The sequence below is a fragment of the Streptomyces sp. NPDC087263 genome, from assembly GCF_044744645.1.
Lineage (GTDB): Bacteria > Actinomycetota > Actinomycetes > Streptomycetales > Streptomycetaceae > Streptomyces.
Genome location: NZ_JBIUYT010000012.1, coordinates 156,086 through 174,550, shown reverse-complemented (window position 1 = coordinate 174,550; position 18,465 = coordinate 156,086). Strand labels below are relative to the sequence as shown.

The 18,465-nt window shown below is 70.8% G+C and carries 20 protein-coding genes, 2 pseudogenes and 1 riboswitch; of the genes and pseudogenes, 13 read left to right on the top strand and 9 right to left on the bottom strand.

The genetic code is table 11. The features are described 5' to 3' along the window. Nucleotides 1-6: 6 nt before the first annotated feature. Both ACIPC1_RS33490 and ACIPC1_RS33485 read right to left on the bottom strand, forming a co-directional pair. Entirely contained in the window at nt 7-309 is a 303-nt protein-coding gene (locus tag ACIPC1_RS33490; protein WP_384378030.1) for an urease subunit gamma, read from the bottom strand. A gap of 112 nt (nt 310-421) precedes the next feature. Further along, nucleotides 422-1,108, bottom strand: coding sequence for a TetR/AcrR family transcriptional regulator (locus ACIPC1_RS33485; RefSeq protein WP_402523899.1), 687 nt, complete (start codon nt 1,106-1,108; stop codon nt 422-424). A gap of 131 nt (nt 1,109-1,239) precedes the next feature. Here ACIPC1_RS33485 and ACIPC1_RS33480 point away from each other — a divergent pair. After that, nucleotides 1,240-2,207 (top strand): annotated as a pseudogene (locus ACIPC1_RS33480) (ABC transporter permease). Nucleotides 2,208-2,538: 331 nt separating this feature from the next. On the opposite strand, the gene ACIPC1_RS33475 reads toward ACIPC1_RS33480, so the two are convergent. After that, a complete protein-coding gene (locus ACIPC1_RS33475; RefSeq protein ID WP_402523896.1) occupies nt 2,539-2,817 on the bottom strand; it encodes a type II toxin-antitoxin system Phd/YefM family antitoxin in 279 nt (92 codons plus the stop codon). Nucleotides 2,818-2,971: 154 nt separating this feature from the next. Here ACIPC1_RS33475 and ACIPC1_RS33470 point away from each other — a divergent pair, with 154 nt between their 5' ends. From ACIPC1_RS33470 to ACIPC1_RS33455, 4 genes are all read left to right on the top strand, one after another. Beyond that, the gene (locus ACIPC1_RS33470) at nt 2,972-3,607 is read left to right on the top strand and encodes an ATP-dependent Clp protease proteolytic subunit (RefSeq protein ID WP_402523893.1); all 636 of its coding nucleotides are present in this window, start codon (nt 2,972-2,974) and stop codon (nt 3,605-3,607) included. 7 nt (nt 3,608-3,614) lie between these two features. Then, the gene (locus tag ACIPC1_RS33465) at nt 3,615-3,923 is read left to right on the top strand and encodes a hypothetical protein (RefSeq protein ID WP_402523891.1); all 309 of its coding nucleotides are present in this window, start codon (nt 3,615-3,617) and stop codon (nt 3,921-3,923) included. Between the two features lie 514 nt (nt 3,924-4,437). After that, a riboswitch (cyclic di-AMP (ydaO/yuaA leader) is annotated at nt 4,438-4,602 on the top strand. A 3-nt stretch (nt 4,603-4,605) separates the two neighbouring features. Next, entirely contained in the window at nt 4,606-5,079 is a 474-nt protein-coding gene (locus ACIPC1_RS33460; protein ID WP_402523889.1) for a C40 family peptidase, read from the top strand. Between the two features lie 88 nt (nt 5,080-5,167). Then, nucleotides 5,168-5,689, top strand: coding sequence for a DUF6328 family protein (locus tag ACIPC1_RS33455; protein ID WP_402523886.1), 522 nt, complete (start codon nt 5,168-5,170; stop codon nt 5,687-5,689). Between the two features lie 30 nt (nt 5,690-5,719). On the opposite strand, the gene ACIPC1_RS33450 is transcribed toward ACIPC1_RS33455, so the two are convergent. Continuing rightward, nucleotides 5,720-6,181: an ATP-binding protein gene (locus tag ACIPC1_RS33450; protein WP_384378008.1), complete on the bottom strand. Its 462-nt coding sequence runs from the start codon at nt 6,179-6,181 to the stop codon at nt 5,720-5,722. Nucleotides 6,182-6,393: 212 nt separating this feature from the next. Here ACIPC1_RS33450 and ACIPC1_RS33445 point away from each other — a divergent pair, with 212 nt between their 5' ends. Together ACIPC1_RS33445 and ACIPC1_RS33440 are read left to right on the top strand one after the other, a co-directional pair. After that, nucleotides 6,394-7,251 carry a helix-turn-helix domain-containing protein gene (locus ACIPC1_RS33445; RefSeq protein WP_402523883.1) on the top strand — a complete coding sequence of 286 codons (858 nt, stop codon included), beginning with the start codon at nt 6,394-6,396 and terminating at the stop codon, nt 7,249-7,251. A gap of 9 nt (nt 7,252-7,260) precedes the next feature. Then, the gene (locus tag ACIPC1_RS33440; protein WP_384378002.1) at nt 7,261-7,485 is read left to right on the top strand and encodes a DUF397 domain-containing protein; all 225 of its coding nucleotides are present in this window, start codon (nt 7,261-7,263) and stop codon (nt 7,483-7,485) included. Between the two features lie 63 nt (nt 7,486-7,548). On the opposite strand, the gene ACIPC1_RS33435 is transcribed toward ACIPC1_RS33440, so the two are convergent. Then, nucleotides 7,549-8,673: an 8-amino-7-oxononanoate synthase gene (locus ACIPC1_RS33435; RefSeq protein WP_402523880.1), complete on the bottom strand. Its 1,125-nt coding sequence runs from the start codon at nt 8,671-8,673 to the stop codon at nt 7,549-7,551. Nucleotides 8,674-8,900: 227 nt separating this feature from the next. Here ACIPC1_RS33435 and bioB point away from each other — a divergent pair, with 227 nt between their 5' ends. From bioB to bioD, 3 genes are read left to right on the top strand one after another with little or no spacing between them, the layout of a single operon-like run. Continuing rightward, nucleotides 8,901-10,061 (top strand): biotin synthase BioB, encoded by a 1,161-nt coding sequence (gene bioB / locus ACIPC1_RS33430; protein ID WP_402523878.1) that lies wholly within the window; start codon nt 8,901-8,903, stop codon nt 10,059-10,061. After that, the gene (locus ACIPC1_RS33425) at nt 10,054-11,346 is read left to right on the top strand and encodes an adenosylmethionine--8-amino-7-oxononanoate transaminase (RefSeq protein ID WP_402523875.1); all 1,293 of its coding nucleotides are present in this window, start codon (nt 10,054-10,056) and stop codon (nt 11,344-11,346) included. Before bioB ends, ACIPC1_RS33425 begins: the two co-directional genes overlap by 8 nt. 1 nt (nt 11,347) lies before the next feature. Next, entirely contained in the window at nt 11,348-12,064 is a 717-nt protein-coding gene (gene bioD / locus ACIPC1_RS33420) for a dethiobiotin synthase (protein ID WP_402523872.1), read from the top strand. Between the two features lie 133 nt (nt 12,065-12,197). On the opposite strand, the pseudogene ACIPC1_RS33415 reads toward bioD, so the two are convergent. Both ACIPC1_RS33415 and ACIPC1_RS33410 read right to left on the bottom strand, forming a co-directional pair. Next, nucleotides 12,198-13,490: pseudogene (locus ACIPC1_RS33415) on the bottom strand (LuxR C-terminal-related transcriptional regulator); the annotation flags it as partial. 365 nt (nt 13,491-13,855) lie between these two features. Next, a complete protein-coding gene (locus tag ACIPC1_RS33410; protein ID WP_402523869.1) occupies nt 13,856-14,908 on the bottom strand; it encodes a hypothetical protein in 1,053 nt (350 codons plus the stop codon). Between the two features lie 127 nt (nt 14,909-15,035). Here ACIPC1_RS33410 and ACIPC1_RS33405 point away from each other — a divergent pair, with 127 nt between their 5' ends. Then, complete coding sequence (locus tag ACIPC1_RS33405) at nt 15,036-15,719, top strand: esterase/lipase family protein (RefSeq protein ID WP_402523867.1); 684 nt, start codon at nt 15,036-15,038, stop codon at nt 15,717-15,719. Nucleotides 15,720-15,887: 168 nt separating this feature from the next. Beyond that, nucleotides 15,888-16,598, top strand: coding sequence for a class I SAM-dependent methyltransferase (locus tag ACIPC1_RS33400; protein WP_402523864.1), 711 nt, complete (start codon nt 15,888-15,890; stop codon nt 16,596-16,598). Here ACIPC1_RS33400 and ACIPC1_RS33395 read toward each other — a convergent pair. Together ACIPC1_RS33395 and ACIPC1_RS33390 are read right to left on the bottom strand one after the other, a co-directional pair. Further along, nucleotides 16,593-16,967: a fic family toxin-antitoxin system, toxin component gene (locus ACIPC1_RS33395; RefSeq protein WP_365442790.1), complete on the bottom strand. Its 375-nt coding sequence runs from the start codon at nt 16,965-16,967 to the stop codon at nt 16,593-16,595. The two genes, ACIPC1_RS33400 and ACIPC1_RS33395, sit on opposite strands and share 6 nt — an antisense overlap. Before the next feature lie 4 nt (nt 16,968-16,971). Next, a complete protein-coding gene (locus tag ACIPC1_RS33390; RefSeq protein WP_402523862.1) occupies nt 16,972-17,247 on the bottom strand; it encodes an antitoxin in 276 nt (91 codons plus the stop codon). Nucleotides 17,248-17,452: 205 nt separating this feature from the next. Between ACIPC1_RS33390 and ACIPC1_RS33385 the strand changes: the two genes are divergently transcribed. Then, nucleotides 17,453-18,463: an ABC transporter ATP-binding protein gene (locus tag ACIPC1_RS33385; protein ID WP_402523859.1), complete on the top strand. Its 1,011-nt coding sequence runs from the start codon at nt 17,453-17,455 to the stop codon at nt 18,461-18,463. Nucleotides 18,464-18,465 lie beyond the last annotated feature (2 nt).

The window sequence follows — 18,465 nt, the reverse complement described above, 5'->3', positions numbered from 1 at the left end:
CCCCCGTCAGACGATCGGATCGTGGACGGTGACGAGCTTGGTGCCGTCCGGGAAGGTCGCCTCGACCTGGACGTCGTGGATCATCTCGGGGATACCGTCCATGACGTCGGCCCGGGTGAGGACCTTGCGTCCGGAGGACATCAGTTCGGCGACGGTACGGCCGTCACGCGCGCCTTCGAGGATGTGCGACGTGATGAGCGCGACGGACTCGGGATGGTTCAGTTTCAGCCCACGGGCCCGGCGCTTCTCGGCCACGTCGGCGGCCACATGGATCAGCAGCCTCTCTTGCTCGTGCGGGGTCAGTTGCACGGCGTCCCACCTCACAGTCCTCGCTCCGGACCGTGCGGGGCCCGGTGTCCGCAGCCACCAAAACGCCTGGTGGCGTGGATGGGCAGGCTAGTTGGATGGCGTTTCAACGACGTTAACCAGCCTTTGATCCATCCGTGACCGCGGAGGGGTCCATCCGTGATCGCGAGAAGGCCCCTGCGGTGACCACGAGAAGGCTTCCTCGGTGACCGATGCGAAGGCTCCCTCGGCGACCGATGCGGAGGCTCCCTCGGCGACCAGGACCGATCCGCTCACGACCTCGGGCCGGGTTCCCCATGCTCATGAGACCCCGTAGACCGTCCTGCAGCGTCGAGACGGGCATGCTGGCGAAAAGGGCCATCTGCGCCAGGTACCCCTGAGCCGGCGCGATCATGATGCGCGCGACGCTCTCGGGCGCCACGTCGTCCCGCATCACGCCCGCGTCCAGATAGGCCTCGACCACCTTGATCCACCCCCCTCCGACCTTGGCGTACCCGTCGTTGATGACCGTCGACAAGTGATCGTTGCGCAGGGTTTCGGCCCAGACCTGGATGATCAGCCGGGGGAGGATCGACGCCCCCTCGTCGGTCAGACCCGGCCTCTTGTCCAGCATCTTGGCCAGGACCCACCCCACGAGCACCTCGGGCGGTGGCGGCGGGCTCTGCCGGGCGCCCTCCTCGAACGTGTCACGGACCTCGTCGAGCACCTCGGTGACGATGGCGCCGATCAGCTCCTCCTTGCCGCTGAAGTAGCGGTATACGGCCCCGGCCGAGAGGTCGACCTCCTTCAGCACGTCCTGCATCGAAGAGCATTCCTAAAACGAACGATCCTTCTTTTACTCGTACCGCTCGCCACAAGGGAGACCTCCCCTGCCCTCCGCCCCCACTCCCCCTGTCGCTCCCCCTGCCGACGCCGCCTCACCGCCGCCGCAACATGGCCGCCGTGATGGTGCTGATCCCTGTACTGGTGGCACTCGCGCTCTGGGCCCTCGCGTGGCCCGCCGCCCGTACCGCACCCCGCGACCTGCCCCTGGGGGTGGCTGGTCCGGCGACCGCGACCGCGCCGATCAAGAAGCAACTGGCCCAGCAGGACGGCGCCTTCGAGATCCACCACTACGCCGACGAGGCCGCCGCCCGGGACACCGTCGAGGACCGGACCGTATACGGCGCGATCGTCGCCACCGCTCAAGGACCCAAGCTGTTGACGGCGTCCGCGGCGAGCCGGCTCGTCGCCCAGCTGCTCGAGCAAGCGGTGGCTGGGCAGGCCCCGGAGGGTACGAGCGTGACCACCGTCGACGTGGTCCCCGCCCCGGCAGAGGATCCGCGAGGCCGCGGCACTGACCTCGAGCGTGCTCCCCATGGGGCCGGCCGGGGTGGCCGCGGGATCCATCGTGACCCTGCTCGGGCTGCGCGGCCTCCGCGCCGTAGGCACGGTGACCGGCTCCGCCATCCTGGTCGACCTGGTGGCCACCACGCTCACACACAGCCGGCTCGGTGTCCTCACCGGCAACTGGTGGGCCGAGGCCGGCGCGCTGAGCCTGTCGACGCTGGCCGCGAGTGGCGCCGTCGCCGGGCTCGCGGCGCTCGTCGGACCACGCGGCATCGCTCGGCGCGTTTCTGGTCGTCCTGCTCGGCAACCCTTTCTCCGGCGCGTCCTCCGCCCCGGAGATGCTGCCCGAGCCGGTCGGAACCATCGGCCAGTGGCTGCCGCCGGGCGCTGGTGCGTCACTGCTGCGCTCGGTGTCGTTCTTCGACGGCGCCGCCGCGACCGCGCCCGCGCTGACCCTGGCCTGGTGGGCCACGCTCGGCCTGGGAGCGGTACTGCCGGGCGACACGCTCAAGCGACGTGAGTCGGCCACCACCGAGACGGTCACCGCGCGGGAGCCCGCGCTGGTGAACTGACGAGAGGTCGCGCGGTTCTCGGCCTGCTGCGGGGACGGACGCTCACCACGGGCTGTACGGGGAGGAGTTGGCCGCGGGCGGCGGGCCGGACCGGCCGCTGAGGCGGGTGCGCAGGGTCGGCTCCGTTCGCCGGGGGCACGGGATCGCGTGCCGCTCAGGCGGGGTGTCGCGGGGGCGGGTCAAGGTGCCGCGCCTCTTCATGCAGGGGCGGTCACGCGGGCCAGGTTCGGCGCACAGGTTCCGCGCCACCTCACCCAAGCGGGGCTACCCGCAGGGACAGCGTCTGCTCCCCCAGCCTTCCGACCACCGCTCCCGCCGAACGGCCCGGCACCTACGACACGTTGGGCCCCCGGTGCTCCGCCGCGATGCCGAACCGCTGTCGCTCGCGCGGAGCGGACGCGGTCTCGCGGACGCTGGAGTAGGAGCTGACCACGTGTTCGGCCGCGGGGTCCTGGAGTGCTTCGAGGCGTTCCAGGTCGGCGGCGGAGACCAGGGCGACGAGAGGCTTCCCGTGCCGCGTCACGACGACGCGCTCACCGCCGTACACCACGCGGTTGATCAGATCGGCGAGCTCAGCCCTGGCTTGCGTCACCGGAATCTCGTAGGCCATGCCCTCCAGCTTAGACCGGGCCCTCACGCCTTCCGCTGAGAGCGATCACCCCACCCAGCAACCGTACGTCCTGTACATTTTTTACAGACGCCGATCAGACGCCGATCAGACGCCGATCAGGGGTCGATCAGGTCGCCCGGAGGAGGCACGCGCCATGGACAACCCGTCCGCCCGTTATGCCCTGCCCGAATTCACCGAACGCACGAGTTCGGGCCAGCGGACGCTGGACCCGTACTCGAAGCTGTTCGAGGAGCGGATCGTGTTCCTCGGGACGCCGATCGACGACACCTCGGCGAACGACGTGATGGCGCAGTTCATGCACCTGGAGCACCGGGAGCCGGACCGGGACATCTCGCTGTACATCAACTCCCCCGGCGGCTCGTTCAGCGCGATGACCGCCATCTACGACACGATGCGGTTCGTCGCCTGTGACGTGAAGACCATCTGCCTCGGGCAGGCGGCGTCGGCAGCGGCCGTGCTGCTGGCGGGCGGCACGCCGGGAAAGCGGCTCGCCCTGCCGGGTGCCCGTGTCCTGATCCACCAGCCGTCGTTTCCCGAGCCGATCCAGGGGCAGGCTTCTGATCTGGCCATCCGGGCCGAGGAGTTGACGCGTACTCGGAGGATGCTGGAGGAGATGCTCGTGCGGCACACAGGTCAGAGTCCGGAGCGGGTCGCCGCGGACATCGAACGGGACAAGATCCTGGACGCGCCGGCGGCGTTGGCGTACGGGCTGATCGACGGGGTCATCCCGAGCCGCAAGGCTCCTCGGCCCACACCCGGCGCGAGGTGAGCGGCCGATGCTCCCACCCGAACTGCCCCCGCTGCCCGCACTGACGCGCGCGGAAGCCGAGTTGATAGACCGTTACCTGGACGTGGTCGACCTGCTCGGCCGTATCAACCCGGCCCGCCCCGGTGACACCTACCGAGGCCTGAGGGCCGCTCAGGCGCTGGTGGCCAAGGCGACGGCGCTGCGGGACGCCCTCACGCTGATGCATCAGCGGGGCGAGAGCGAGGTGCACGCCCCGACCCTGGCACAGGCGCTGCGCGTCCTGGACGGCGAGCGGCGGGCGGCCCGCGTCACCCTGCCGCCCATTGTCGAGAGTTGACGCAGCCGCGCAGGTCGGTTGACGCAGCCGCCCCCAGGCCGCGACACACGCCGGTCCATTGACGCGCTCACCCCAGGGGTCGCCACACACACCGATCCCCTGACGCGCCCACCCCCGGGGTCGCCACACACACCGGTCCGTTGACGCGCCCACGCCCCCGGGCCGCCGTACACGCCCCTCCGCGAGGTGTCCGGACCGGGCTTCAAACGGTCCGAATGGTGTACCCCCGGTTGGCGTAGACACGGGTCCTTCCAACGGCGCGGAGAAGTTGCGCAACGCGCGTAGCGTCGATGCGTACTTGAGCCCTCCGTTGCTGGTACGGGCGTCGTCGGACCTCTGGACACTCGCTCGAACGGCCGGGTGTCCACCCGAACGGGTGAGTGGTGAGTAAGCCCACAAATCACCGATTCCGCTCGGATTTTCCGACATCGATGCGTGAAGATCCCTTCCGACGACAAGCCCCCGCCGCACCGGCGGGGCGGTCCGGGCGGACGCCGAGTCCTGCCGCCGCCCGGATGACCGGTCGACAGATGTGCATCGGCAGGAGTGGAGGACCCAGCACGACGGGCCGCCGGAGAGATCCGGGCGGTCCTTGGGGTGAAGCCGCACCACGCGGCCGGGCTACTTCGCCAGCCCGAATCCGACAGGTCATCCTTCACAGGCGGTTGACGAAGGGTTGCGCATGACTGCGCTCAATCGTGTCCCGTCGCTGTGGACGAGAGCCGGGACGGCCTCGGCTCTCACCATCGCCGCCGTGGGCGGCAGCCTCGTGGTCCCGGGCGTCGCATCCGACGCCGAGGCGGCCACCCTGGCGACGAAGGCACTTCACGTCGCGGCTTCCAAGAAGGGCTCCCCGTACAAGTACGGGGCCGCTGGGCCGCGCCGCTTCGACTGCTCCGGGCTCACGCTCTACTCGTACAAGAAGGCGGGCAAGAAGCTGCCTCGTACGGCCGCGGCGCAGTACAACAAGACGCACCACGTCTCCGCCTCGAAACGCAAGGCCGGAGACCTGGTGTTCTTCCACTCGGGCCGGAGCGTGTACCACGTCGGCATCTACGCCGGGAAGGGAAAGATCTGGCACTCCCCGAAGTCGGGGGAGTTCGTGAAGCTCCAGAAGATCTGGACGAAGAGCGTCTGGTACGGGCGGGTCAGCTGACCCGTCCGTGGGGGTGACGGCGCACGCCGTCACCCCCACGGGACGTGAAACAGGGCTTGAAACGGGACGAACCGGTTACTCGCCCGCCATGGTGGAACAACGCCCCCGCACGGAGCGCGACGAGAAGCCGCTGGAGCGCGCCGACCGCAATTTCGCCGAGCTGCTCCAGGAACTGCGGGTCACACAGACCGGCGTGCAGATCCTCTTCGCCTTCCTGCTGACGTTGGCCTTCACCCAGCGCTTCCCGTCGCTCGACACGACGCAGCGGGCCATCTACGTCACGACGCTGCTGCTCGCGTTCCTGGCCGCCGCCCTCTTCACGGCGCCCGCCGCCCTGCACCGGGCGCTGTTCCAGCAGAACGCCAAACCCGCCATCGTGCGGGTCGCCTCGTCGCTGACCCACGTCGGTCTGTATGTGTTGATGCTGGCGTTCACCGGATCGGTGCTTCTCGTCGTCGACGTGACGTTGGGGCGCGGCGCGGGGATCGCCGCGGGCGCGGGGACTCTGGCTGTCTGTCTGATGCTGTGGGGCGTCCTGCCCCGGCTGGTGCGGCGCTACGTCACGTCCGCCACAGAGGGCCGAGGAGGAGGATCGGACCCCGCAGAGTGAGCACGGTGCCACTGCCCGTCTCCACGGCCCTCAGGACTCCTGTGGCCCCCCGGCTGTCACCACCGGCTCGGCCGGCGCCGTCCAGGGCAGTTCGATGGAGATGGTCTTGCCGCCTTCACGGGTGGGCCGGACGGTAAGTCTGCCGCCGCACTCCGCGGTCAGCCAGCGGATGATCACCATGCCGCGCCCGTTGTCCTGCTGGACGGCGGCGGGCAGTCGCTTGGGGAATCGTGGGTGGCTGTCGGTGACGCCGAGGCGCAGGTGTTCGTCCCGGTCGAGGCGGACGTCCACTCTGAAGGTGGGTGATTGCCCGAAAGTGTGCTGAACGGCGTTGGTGGCCAGTTCGGACACGATCAGGCGTACGGTGTCGGCGACTTCGGAGTCACTCGGCAGGCCCCATTCCGCCAGCACTTCGGCGACGAATTTCCGGGCCGCGGAGACCGAGGCTGGATCGCTCGGCAGAGTGACGGATGCTTCCTGGTGGTCTGCCATGGCGCGGTCGTCCCTTTCCCACGGGACCGGGGTCCGACACGGAGCGGATGGTTCGAGTACGGTCCCGGACTGGTGCTTCGCGCCAGACTGCCATTACCAGGCCTGTCACGGGTGCGATCCACCGAGATATGCATATATCTGTCGCTCGAAGCGGTGAACTCTGCGACGGAGGACCGTATTTGGGCGGCCCGGAAGGAGTAAGGAGTACGGCCATGCAGAACGGTCCCGCAGTACGCCGCCGCAAGCTCGGTGCCGAGCTGCGCTCCCTGCGCGTCGGCGCGGGTCTCACCAGCGGCGAGGCGGCCCGCCTCCTGGGCTGGCACCAGTCGAAGGTGAGCCGGATCGAGACCGGCACCAGCGGCGTCAAACCCCCCGACGTGGAACGGCTCCTGGACGCGTACGCCGTCGAAGAACCCGAGTTACGGGATCTCCTGGTCGTACTGGCGGGCGCTGAGGGCGCCGGACGGCACCACTGGTGGCACGCCTACCGGGGTGTCCTGCCCCCGACGTACCGCGACTTCATCAGTCTGGAGTCCCAGGCCAGCGAAATGCGCACGCTGGAGACGTCCGTGGTGCCGGGGTTGCTGCAGACACCCGAGTACGCCCGTGCGGTGACGCAGGCCGCCGTAGGGGGACTTGAGGACGGCAAGCTCGACACGCTGGTCGAGGTGCGTCTGGCCCGGCAGGACGTGCTGCGTTCGAATCCGCCGCTGGAACTGAGCGCTGTTCTGGACGAGGCGGTGCTGCGCCGGGATGTCGGCGGCCCGGAGGTAATGGCACGCCAGCTGCACCGGCTGCGGGAGGCCGCCACCCTGCCCCAAGTGCGGCTTCAAGTTCTGCCGTTCGGCGCCGGGGCTCACATCGGAGTCACAGGACCTTTCGTTATCTTCTCCTTTCCGAACACATCTGATCTGGATGTAGTTGTTCTAGACCACTTGACGAGTAGCCTCTATCTCGAACGGAAAGAAGACCTAGAGGCCTACAGCGAGGCCTTCAACGCCCTTCAGATCCAAGCCCTTTCGCCCGAGGACTCATTGGATTACATCGCCGTGATAGGTGACGGCGCGTAAGGAGGCACCATGTCTGCACTGCCTCGGTACGTACCTTCCAGTACTTCTCTGCACGACGTGCGCTGGCTGCGCAGCAGCCGTAGTACAGGAATGAACAACTGCGTCGAGACGGCCCGGCCGGGACCAGGACCCTGGTCAGGACTCGTGGCCGTCCGTGATTCCAAGAACACGGCAGGTCCCGCCCTGCTGTTCACCCCTGCCACCTGGGAGGGATTCATCGCCGGACTGAGCTGATCGTCATCGGACCGAGCTGGCCGTCATCGGAGCGGACCGAGCGTCATCGCGCCGGACCGAGCATCATCGGGTTGCGCCGATCACCCGTACCGCGTGCTCGATCTGTACGTCGGTGAGGTCCGCGCGTGCGGTCAGCCTCAGCCGGGAGATGCCGTCGGGCACGGACGGTGGGCGGAAGCAGCCGACAGCGAGTCCCGCCTCGCGGCAGTCGGCGGCCCACCGCACGGCCCGTTCGGGGGACGGCGCACGCACGGAGACGACGGCGGCGTCCGGTCGTACCGCTTCCAGGCCTTCGGCCGTCAGGCCGCTGTGGAGCGCCGTCGCGACCGCGCGGGCCCGTGCCGCACGCTCCGGCTCGCGGCGCAGCAGTCGCAGCGCCGCGAGGGCCGCGCCCGCCGCCGCGGGCGCGAGACCGGTGTCGAAGATGAAGGTGCGCGCCGCGTTGACCAGGTGGTCGATCACCGGTGCGGGGCCAAGGACGGCGCCGCCCTGGCTGCCCAGCGACTTGGACAGCGTGACCGTCACGACGACGTCCGGGGCGCCCGCGAGGCCCGCCGCCTGCGGAGCGCCCCGGCCGCCGTCGCCGAGCACGCCGAGTCCGTGCGCGTCGTCGACGATCAGCCCGGCCTCGAACTCCCGGCAGGCGGTGGCGAGATCGGCCAGCGGCGCCGCGTCCCCGTCCACCGAGAACACCGCGTCGGAGACGGCGACGGCGGGTCCCTTGTGGGTGCCGAGCGCCTTGCGTACGGCGTCGAGGTCGGTGTGCGCCACGACCTGTGTGGTGCCGCGAGCCAGTCGGCAGCCGTCGATCAGCGATGCGTGGTTGCCCGCGTCCGAGACGACGAGGGAGCCGTGCGGCGCGAGCGCGGTGACGGCGGCGAGGTTGGCCGCGTATCCGGAGGAGAAGACGAGCGCGGACTCGAAGCCGCAGAAGTCGGCCAACTCGCGTTCGAGTTCGCCGTGGAGCTCGGTGGTGCCGGTGACGAGCCGGGAACCGGTGGCTCCGCCTCCCCATGTCCGCGCGGCGGCCCCGGCGGCCTCGGTGATCTCCGGGTGGCGGGCGAGTCCGAGGTAGTCGTTGCTCGCGAGATCGAGCAGCGGGGAGTCTGCGGGGCGCGGGCGCAGGGTGCGGACGAGTCCGGCCCGACGGCGTGCCTGCGCCTGCTCGTCGATCCAGCCGAACGCCATGGGTCCTCCTCCGGACCGGAGGGACGGGAGTTGTGCCACCGGTGTTCGTGCGAGCCGTGGTTTCTGTAGGCCGCGGGTCTTTGTGGGCCGTCGTTTTTGTAGGCAGTGCACAGACCCTAGCGGCCGTCCCAGCCACCCAGGATGTGGCAATACCCACACGTCGAACCGCGTCTGTTGTGCAAACTCTCCTTGGCCGCGAGCGGTCGCATACGCCAGGATCGGACCTCATGGACCTGCTGAACACGCTGGTGGACAAGGGGCTTCGGCGCGAGCTGCCGACCCGCGACGAAGCTCTGGCCGTGCTGGCCACCTCCGACGACGACGTGCTCGACGTGGTGGCCGCGGCCGGAAAGGTGCGCCGGCACTGGTTCGGCCGACGGGTGAAACTCAACTACCTGGTCAACCTCAAGTCGGGTCTGTGCCCCGAGGACTGCTCGTACTGCTCGCAGCGGCTGGGGTCGAAGGCCGAGATCCTCAAGTACACCTGGCTCAAGCCGGACGAGGCCTCCAAGGCCGCGGCGGCAGGCCTGGCCGGCGGCGCCAAGCGGGTCTGCCTGGTGGCCAGCGGACGCGGTCCGACCGACCGTGACGTGGACCGGGTCTCCGACACGATCAGGGCCATCAAGGACGGGAACGAGAACGTCGAGGTGTGCGCCTGTCTCGGCCTCCTCAACGACGGCCAGGCCGAGCGGCTGCGCGAGGCGGGCGCGGACGCGTACAACCACAACCTGAACACGTCCGAGGGGACGTACGGGGACATCACGACCACCCATACGTACGCCGACCGGGTGGACACCGTCCAGAAGGCGCACGCGGCGGGCCTGTCCGCGTGCTCGGGCCTGATCGCGGGCATGGGCGAGAGCGACGAGGATCTGGTCGACGTCGTCTACGCACTGCGCGAGCTGGACCCCGACTCCGTTCCGGTGAACTTCCTCATCCCGTTCGAGGGCACTCCGCTCGCCAAGGAGTGGAACCTGACGCCCCAGAGGTGCCTGCGGATCCTGGCGATGGTCCGGTTCGTCTGCCCGGACGCCGAGGTCCGTATCGCCGGAGGCCGCGAGGTCCACCTCCGCACGATGCAGCCGCTCGCCCTGCACCTCGCCAACTCGATCTTCCTCGGCGACTACCTCACCAGCGAGGGCCAGGCCGGCCAGGCCGACCTCGACATGATCGCGGACGCCGGGTTCGAAGTGGAGGGCGCGGGCGAGGTGACCCTGCCGGAGCACCGGGTTGCCGGGGGCGGGGGCTGCGGTTCGCACGAGGAAGGCGGTGGAGCATGCGGTTCCACTTCTGCTTCGGCTTCCGTGGAAACGTCGCCCGAGGCGCGTACGGACCTCGTCGCCGTACGCCGTCGAGGTGCCGGAACGGATCTCGCGCCCAATGCCTGACCTGCCCGCGGCCGGGTCCGTACGCGAGCTGCTCGATCTCGACCGGCGGCATGTGTGGCATCCGTACGGGCCGATGCCCGGCCGGCAGGAACCGCTCGTCGTGGAGTCGGCGAGCGGCGTACGGCTGCGGATGGCGGACGGCTCGGGCGAGCTGATCGACGGCATGTCGTCCTGGTGGTCCGCCATCCACGGCTACAACCACCCGGTGCTCAACGCCGCGGCGCGCGGCCAGCTGGAGCGCATGAGCCATGTCATGTTCGGCGGGCTGACCCATGAGCCGGCCGTACGGCTGGCGAAGCGCCTTGTCGACATCTCGCCCGAGGGGCTTGAGCACGTCTTCCTCGCCGACTCCGGTTCGGTCTCGGTCGAGGTCGCCGTGAAGATGTGCCTCCAGTACTGGCGCTCGCTCGGCCGCCCCGCCAAGCAACGCCTGCTGACCTGGCGCGGCGGGTACCACGGCGACACCTGGCAGCCGATGTCCGTATGCGATCCCGAGGGCGGGATGCACGAGCTGTGGCAGGGCGTGCTGCCTCGGCAGATCTTCGCGGACGCACCGCCGGACGCGTACGAGGAGTCGTACGCGGACCAGCTGCGCTCGCTCATCGAGCGGCACGCCGACGAACTGGCCGCCGTGATCGTCGAGCCCGTGGTGCAGGGCGCGGGCGGGATGCGGTTCCACTCCCCCGCGTATCTGCGGGTGCTGCGAGAGGCGTGCGACGCGCACGACGTGCTGCTCGTCTTCGACGAGATCGCGACCGGGTTCGGGCGCACGGGCGCGTTGTTCGCGGCTGAGCACGCGGGCGTGACGCCCGACGTGATGTGCGTCGGGAAGGCGCTGACCGGCGGCTATATGACGATGGCGGCGACGCTGTGTACGACACGGGTCGCCGACGGGATCTCGCGGGGCGAGGTCCCGGTGCTGGCCCACGGGCCCACGTTCATGGGCAATCCGCTGGCCGCCGCCGTGGCCTGCGCCTCGATCGACCTGCTGCTCGGGCAGGACTGGCGGACCGAGGTGAAGCGGATCGAGGCGGGCCTGCGGGAGGGGCTTGAGCCCGCCCTTGAGCTGCCAGGAGTTCGGGATGTACGTGTTCTGGGGGCGATCGGCGTCGTCCAGCTCGACCACGAGGTGGACATGAGGGCGGCCACGCGAGCCGCTGTTCGCGAGGGGGTCTGGCTACGGCCGTTCCGCGACCTCGTCTACACGATGCCGCCCTACGTCACCGGCGACACGGACCTGGCACGGATCACGCGCGCGGTGTGCGCCGCGGCCCGGGAAGGCTGACATGACGATCCTGGTCATCACGGGGACAGGCACCGAGGTCGGCAAGACGATCGTCACCGCCGCCGTCGCCGCCACGGCCGTCGCGGCCGGCCGGTCCGTGGCCGTGCTCAAGCCCGCGCAGACCGGCGTACGTCCGGACGAGCGCGGTGACGCCGACGAGGTGGCCCGGTTCGCGGGCGCTGTGACCACACTCGAACTCGCCCGGTATCCCGAGCCGTTGGCGCCCGCCACGGCCGCGCGGCGGGCCCGTCTCGCGCCGGTGCGGCCCCACGAGGTGGCGGAGGCGGCGGCCAAGCTGGCCACCGAGCACGACCTGGTGCTGGTGGAGGGGGCGGGCGGCCTACTCGTACGGTTCGACGACGAGGGCGGAACGCTGGCGGACGCGGCACGGCTGCTGGACGCGCCGGTGCTGGTCGTCGCTTCGGCGGGACTGGGCACGCTGAACACGACGGAGCTGACGGCGCGTGAACTCCGGCGCCGGGGGCTCAACTTCCCGGGAGTGGTGATCGGAAGCTGGTCCAACGAGCCGGACCTGGCGTCCCGTTGCAACCTCGCGGACCTTCCGGTGGTGGCAGGGGCTCCGCTGCTGGGTGCGGTGCCGGAGGGCGCGGGGGTACTTGATCCCGCCGGCTTCCGCGCGGGGGCACCGAGTTGGCTGGCGCCGAGGCTCGGCGGGGGCTGGGACGCGGTCGCTTTCAGCGCCGGGTACGCCTCTTGAGGGGCGGGGGTTCAACGCCGGGTACGCCTCTTGAGCGGCGCGGGTTCAACGCCGGGTACGCCTCTTGAGCGGCGCGGGGAACCGCGCGACCAGCCACGACGAACCCGCAGCCGAAAACCCACACCGGCCCCCCTCACCTCTCCCCGAGCAACCGCACCAGTTCAATCCGCGACCTGATGCCCAACCGGGCAAAAACACCCCGCAGATGGTGATCGATCGTGCGCGGGCTGAGCGCGAGCCGCGCGGCGATCTCCCGGTTGGTGGCACCCTCGGCGGCCATGCGAGCCACCATCAGTTGCTGAGCGGTCAGGCGGGTCTCGAGGTCCACCTGGCCGGGTGTGGGGACGGCCGGCTCCCCCAGGGCGCGAAGCTCCGCCCGGGCCTGTGCGGCACACCGCGGCGACCCGAAGTGCTCGAATGCCTCGAGGGCGCTGTGCAGCCGGTCGCGTGCCTCCGTACGGTGCCTCAGTCGTCGTAGCGCGCCGCCGAACAGCAGCTCCGTGCGGGCCCGTTCGAAGTCGCGGGTGCCTGCGGCGTGCAGGTCGAGGGCGGTGCGGTAGTGGGCGACGGCTTCGGGGCCGGAGGCCAGGAGCGCGTGGCAGCGGGCGCTGAGGGCCAGGTCGTCGGCACTGCGGATGGTACGGGCCCAGCGGTCGTAGTCGGCGTGGGCGGCCCGGGCGACGCGGGTGTCGCCGCTGCGGACGGCCGCCTCGACGTAGAGCGGGGTCGCGAGGTGGCGGATGGCGCGGTGCCCGTGGCCCGGTCCGAATCCGGCGAGGGCGCGCAGCCTGGCCGCGGAGGCGGCGAACCGGCCGGCACCGAGGTCGAGGAAGGCGAGCGCGAACAGGGCCAGTGCGGCGGGCAGGCCGAGCCCGCGGGCCAGGGCGTAGGAGCGGGCGGACTCGGCGCGCTCCCGGCATACGTCCTCGTCGCCGGTGAGGGCGGCGAACATGGCCAGGGCGGCCTGGAGATGGCAGGCCCCGTTGTCCTGACCCGTGGCGTACGCCTGACGCAGCGCGTCGAGGGTGTCGGCCTCCGCGGCGCGGGAGCGGCCGGTCCAGAACTCGGCGTACGCCCTGAACTCCATCGCCTGCGGCACGGTCACGGTCTCGCCCCTGGCGCGGGCCGAGGCGGCGGCCCGCACGGCGGCGGAGGCAGCTCGCGCGTGGTCGCCGAGAAGCAGCGCCGCGATCGCGGCGTGGATGAGCAGAGTGGGGTCTCCACCCGGTCCGCACCGCCCGGCTGCCGCTTCGAGCAGGTCCCGCGCGTCCTCGTAGCGTCCCTCGAAGGCGGCGGCCAGCCCGCCCAGCGTGCCGGGCGGCACGATCCCGAGCCGGTCGGCGACGGCGACCGCCTCCCGGCACCGGCGCAGATCGCCGGTGTAGATGGCGGCTTCCGTGACCCGGGCGAGGAGGTGGACGGCGGCGGCACCCTGTGCGGGCCGGGCCTCGGCGGTCGGCCGATTCCTGTCAGGTCTTCGAAAGCCGGCCCCCAGACGATCGGCGTCCAGCGGCGACTCGGCGGAGAACACGGGGCCGGTATCGGCCGCTGACAGCCCACCGACAGTGCCGACCCCAGCAACCGGCAGCTCGCCGACGGTGTCGTGCACGCCAGGCGTGGCCCGGACGGAAGCCTCCGACCGCTCACCACCGGGACCCCGGTCAGCGGGACCATCGTCGGACGCTGGCCGGCGCGCTGCGCAAGCGCCCTCACCGGTGGCCCGGACGGAAGCCTCCGACGGCTCACCACCAGAACCCCGGACAACTGAACCAGCATCAGGCACAGGCCGGCTCACTGCGCAAGCGCCCTCACCGGTGGCCCGGACGGAAGCCTCCGACGGCTCACCACCAGAACCCCGGACAACCGAACCAGCATCGACTGCGTGCCGGCGCGCTGCACAAGCGCCCTCGCCGCCGGAGGACCCGGCGGCCCCGGTGGACCCGCTCGCCCCCTGCCCCCCGCAGCGGACCGCCGCCGTGAGGAGTGCGTCGAACGCGTCCGTCGCGTTACCCGCGCGCAGGGCCAGCAGGCCGCTGAGCGCGTCGTCGGGGGTGGCGCGGCGAGGCGGCGGGCGCGGTCGGTGTCGCCGGAGTGCCAGGCGTCGGTGGCCGCGCGGGCGAGCAGGTGGGCGCGGTCGCGCGGATCGGGCGCCAGAGCGGCGGCGCGCTCCAGAAGGGCGCAGGCGAGGGCGTGTTCGCGCGCGGCGCGTGCCAGGTCCGCGGCCACCCGGAGCCGAGCGGCAAGCCTTCGGCTGGGGCCGAGCGCGGCGGCGCCGTGGTGCCAGGCACGGCGCGGCTCCTCGCCCTCGCCGCGCAGGACACGCGCCAACAGCTGGTGGACCTCGCGCCGGTCCGACGGACGGACCGTCTCGTACGCGGCGATCCGGGTCCACTGGTCGCGGAAGACGATCCCGTCGGCCGTGGCATGGGCCAGCCCGGCCGCCTCGGCGGCGTCGAGGTGCCGCGTGTCGAGCCGGGCCGCGGTGACCGCGCGCAGGTAGGCGTGGGTGGCCACCGGGTGCTGGTCGGCCGCCGCGAGGAGCAGCAGGAAGCGGGTGCTGTCCGGCAGGGCGCGGACTTCCTGGCGGTACGCGCGCAGCAGCGCGGGCGGGCGCGCCGGAAGCGGGTCCAGGCCGGTCAGTTGACGCTCCGTCAGCAGCGAGGCGAGTTCCGCGGCCGCGTGCCGGTCGCCGTGGGCGGCGCGCAGCACCCGTACGCGCACGCCCTCGGAAAGTGAGGGGCCGAGCCCGGACTGTGGGGCGAGTCCGCGCTGTGCCGGGCCGGGATGCTGCCACGCGGGTGTGCGCGGCGGTGGCGAAGTGGGCGGGAGACGTGGGGGGTTCACCGGAGTCACCACACCCATGACGTTACTGGCGAGTTAACTGGCAAGTAAAGACCGGCGAGTTCACCGATGCGCCGCGCGTAGACCCCGGCTGACACTCCTGATTACCCCACCCGACTCAGGAGGCACCATGCAAACCCGCATGCGTCGCATCGCCGCGTTCTTCTCCACCGTGGCCGCAGTTCTCCTTCTGTCACTCTCCCTCTCCGCGCCCGCACAGGCCGCGACCCACAACCCCGTGGTCTTCGTCCACGGGCTGAGCAGTTCGGCGAGCAGCTGGGACGACTGGATCGCCGACTTCAAGGCCGACGGCTACACCGATTCCCAGCTGTACGCGTGGTCGTACAGCTGGGGACAGTCCAACGTCACGACCGCCCAGCAGCTCGCCACCAAGGTCCAGAGCGTGCTCGCGGCGACCGGCGCGTCCAAGGTCGACCTGGTCGCCCATTCCATGGGCGCGCTCAGCTCCCGCTACTACCTCAAGAACCTCGGCGGAACGGCGTACGTGGACGACTTCGTCTCGGTCGCCGGGACGAACCACGGCACGAGCCTCGCCGGGTGGTGCGCGTGGCTCTACACGTCCTGCGCCCAGATGAACACCGGCAGTTCGTTCCTGACCGCGCTGAACTCGGGTGACGAGACACCGGGCAGCGTCTCCTACGCCAGCTACTGGTCGAACTGCGACGAGTATCTCGACCCGGACAGCACCGCCCTTCTGAACGGCGCCACGAATGTGGGAGTCGGCTGCATCGGACACACCGACACGAACAACGACTACGGCGTCTACACGCAGGTGCGCGGCTTCATCGCCTGACGACGCGCCTGACGCACCGGAACGGCCGGAACAGCCGGAACCAGCCGGAACAGCCGTCGGAACGTCCCCGCTGTGGGGTCCCTGCGCCGCCGGGACCCCACAGCGGGGGTGCCACGGAGCCGTACGGGGGACAATCGCGGTAAGACCCGTCCTCCTGGGAGGTCCGTCATGCCGCTCCGCTCCGCCAGCTCCGGCAAGGTGTCGCGGGATCCCGTGCACCATCCTCTGTTCGCCCGCTACTACGCCCGTGTCAGCGTCGCCGCCGAGACACGGATGGGCTTGGGCGGCGTACGCGACCGGCTGCTCGCCGGGCTCTCGGGGCGGGTCATCGAGATCGGCGCGGGCAACGGTCTGAACTTCGCGCACTATCCGAGCACCGTCTCGGAGGTCGTCGCCATCGAACCCGAGCGGGTGCTGCGGCAGTTGGCGGTCGAGGCGGCCCTGCGCGCCGAGGTACCCGTCGACGTGGCGCCGGGCATGGCAGAGGCGCTGCCGGTCAAGAGCGAGGCCTTCGACGCGGCGGTGGTCTCGCTGGTGCTGTGCAGCGTGCGCGATGTGCCGCGAACCCTCGCCGAACTGCGGCGCGTGCTGCGGCCCGGCGGCACCCTGCGGTTCTTCGAGCACGGCAGGGGCGGCGGGCGCCCGATGACGTACACCCAGCGCGGTCTGGACCGCACGGTGTGGCCGCGGCTCAACGGCGGCTGTCATCTGGCGCGCGACCCGATCGCCGCGCTGCGCGACGCCGGGTTCGAACTCGGCCCGTACAAGCGGATGTTGATGCCCGAGAAGGGACCGCGGCTGCCCACCTCGTACTGCGTACTGGGCACCGCCCGCCGCCCCGCCGCCGGAGCGAGCGAGGCCGCGGCCGAAGCCTCATAGGCTCCACTGACGGAGTTCCTGGGCGATGTCGTGCACGGTCGCGTCGCCGCCCTTCACCAGGCGGGCGAGCTCCCGCACCTGCTCGGGCGAGGTGACGACCTTGAGGCCGCTGGCGACGAGATAGCCGTAGGCGACGGCCGAGGCGAACATCGCGTTGGAGCGTTCGAGCGCGGGTACGTGCAGCAGGAGTTGGAGCAGCGCGGCGGCTCGGGCGTGCGGGCTGTCGTAGACGGGAATGCCGAATATCTCCGCCTCGTGCCGGCTGACGGCGGCGACGAGGGCTCCCCAGTCGGTGACCTGGGGGTCTCCGGGCGTCTGATGTTCGGCGATCATGAGGAGCCAGGCAAGGTCGACTCTGAGACTGCTCAAGGGATCAACGACGACCTTCGCGCGTGCTTTCGTGGTTGCCGGCCCGGCCGGGCGCTCGACTGCCTTCGCGGTCCGTGCCGAACTCCTCGGCGAAGATGGACTCGTACTGCTTCATGAAGTCGGAGGCGGCGTCGACGAAGGTGTGGCCGACTTCCCCGGTGTCCCGTCTGACCAGCTCTTCGATGTAGCGGTTCACGCTCATCCCGCGCTCCAGGGCTCGTTCGCGGGCGGCCCTGGCCGTGCCCTCGTCCACCCGTACGTTCAGCTGAGTCTTCGCCATACCTCAAAGCTAGCGCTGAATCGCTAGCACAGGCAAGAGGGCATCCCTGACCCTGGGGGTGGAGATTGCCCCTTACACGGGCATCAGGGGCAGGACCTGGGGCGGAGAGGACCCGGCACCTCGGGGGGATACCGGGTGTGCCCAGGATCACACTAGGCTCGGCCGCGACAAGGGAGTCGGGACGTCCATCACTGAGGAGGCGGCCTTGTCCACACCTGCTGCGGAGCACGTCGTCGGCCGGGCGGAGGCCGACGGGACCGCCGCCCGCGCCCGCGGCCTGACCAAGGCGTACGGCTCGGGCGAGACGACCGTGCTGGCCCTCGACGCGGTCGACGTCGACATCGCGCGTGGCCGTTTCACCGCGGTCATGGGTCCGTCGGGCTCCGGGAAATCCACCCTCATGCACTGCCTGGCGGGGCTCGACACCGTTTCGGCCGGACAGGTATGGCTCGGCGACACCGAGATCACCGGGCTGAAGGACCGAGAACTGACCCGGCTGCGGCGGGACCGGATCGGCTTCATGTTCCAGTCGTTCAACCTGATCCCCACGCTGAACGCGGCCGAGAACATCACCCTGCCCATGGACATCGCGGGCCAGAAGCCCGACCAGAAGTGGCTGGACCAGGTCATCGACACGCTCGGCCTGCGGGACCGGCTGAAGCACCGGCCGTCCCAGCTCTCGGGCGGCCAGCAGCAGCGCGTGGCCTGCGCCCGCGCGCTCGCCTCGCGCCCCGAGCTGATCTTCGCCGACGAGCCGACCGGCAACCTCGACTCCCGCGCGGGCCTCGAAGTCCTCGGCTTCCTGCGCGAGGCGGTCGACACCCTGGGCCAGACCGTCGTCATGGTCACGCACGACCCGAGCGCCGCCGCCCACTCCGACCTGGTGCTCTTCCTCGGCGACGGGCGGATCGTGGACGAGATCGAGCGGCCGACGGCAGACGCGGTGCTGGAGCGGTTGCGCCGCTTCACGGGGGGCCAGGATCGCCGCCAGACGCCCGGTCCGGACGCGACTCCGGTGCCCCTGGACGACGGGCACGGCACCAGCTCCGGTGCCGGGAATCCTGACGTCAGCTCCAATGCCGTGACCACCGACGGCGACTCCCGTCACGTAACCACCGACACCGACACCGACACCGGTGACGTAACGGAAGACCCCGACGCCCGTCGCGCAGGCACCGACGGCGACTCCCGCGACGTAACCCTCGACAAGGACTGAGG

Bases quoted from the DNA above. Each gene is read 5' to 3' on its own strand.
- ACIPC1_RS33455 (WP_402523886.1), top strand. From the start codon at position 5,168: ATGGTGGAACAACGCCCCCGCACGGAGCGCGACGAGAAGCCGCTGGAG.
- ACIPC1_RS33470 (WP_402523893.1), top strand. From the start codon at position 2,972: ATGGACAACCCGTCCGCCCGTTATGCCCTGCCCGAATTCACCGAACGC.
- ACIPC1_RS33390 (WP_402523862.1), bottom strand. From the start codon at position 17,247: ATGGCGAAGACTCAGCTGAACGTACGGGTGGACGAGGGCACGGCCAGG.
- ACIPC1_RS33400 (WP_402523864.1), top strand. From the start codon at position 15,888: ATGCCGCTCCGCTCCGCCAGCTCCGGCAAGGTGTCGCGGGATCCCGTG.
- ACIPC1_RS33405 (WP_402523867.1), top strand. From the start codon at position 15,036: ATGCAAACCCGCATGCGTCGCATCGCCGCGTTCTTCTCCACCGTGGCC.
- ACIPC1_RS33450 (WP_384378008.1), bottom strand. From the start codon at position 6,181: ATGGCAGACCACCAGGAAGCATCCGTCACTCTGCCGAGCGATCCAGCC.
- ACIPC1_RS33485 (WP_402523899.1), bottom strand. From the start codon at position 1,108: ATGCAGGACGTGCTGAAGGAGGTCGACCTCTCGGCCGGGGCCGTATAC.
- bioB (WP_402523878.1), top strand. From the start codon at position 8,901: ATGGACCTGCTGAACACGCTGGTGGACAAGGGGCTTCGGCGCGAGCTG.
- ACIPC1_RS33440 (WP_384378002.1), top strand. From the start codon at position 7,261: ATGTCTGCACTGCCTCGGTACGTACCTTCCAGTACTTCTCTGCACGAC.
- ACIPC1_RS33435 (WP_402523880.1), bottom strand. From the start codon at position 8,673: ATGGCGTTCGGCTGGATCGACGAGCAGGCGCAGGCACGCCGTCGGGCC.
- ACIPC1_RS33475 (WP_402523896.1), bottom strand. From the start codon at position 2,817: ATGGCCTACGAGATTCCGGTGACGCAAGCCAGGGCTGAGCTCGCCGAT.
- ACIPC1_RS33445 (WP_402523883.1), top strand. From the start codon at position 6,394: ATGCAGAACGGTCCCGCAGTACGCCGCCGCAAGCTCGGTGCCGAGCTG.
- ACIPC1_RS33425 (WP_402523875.1), top strand. From the start codon at position 10,054: ATGCCTGACCTGCCCGCGGCCGGGTCCGTACGCGAGCTGCTCGATCTC.
- ACIPC1_RS33460 (WP_402523889.1), top strand. From the start codon at position 4,606: ATGACTGCGCTCAATCGTGTCCCGTCGCTGTGGACGAGAGCCGGGACG.
- ACIPC1_RS33465 (WP_402523891.1), top strand. From the start codon at position 3,615: ATGCTCCCACCCGAACTGCCCCCGCTGCCCGCACTGACGCGCGCGGAA.
- bioD (WP_402523872.1), top strand. From the start codon at position 11,348: ATGACGATCCTGGTCATCACGGGGACAGGCACCGAGGTCGGCAAGACG.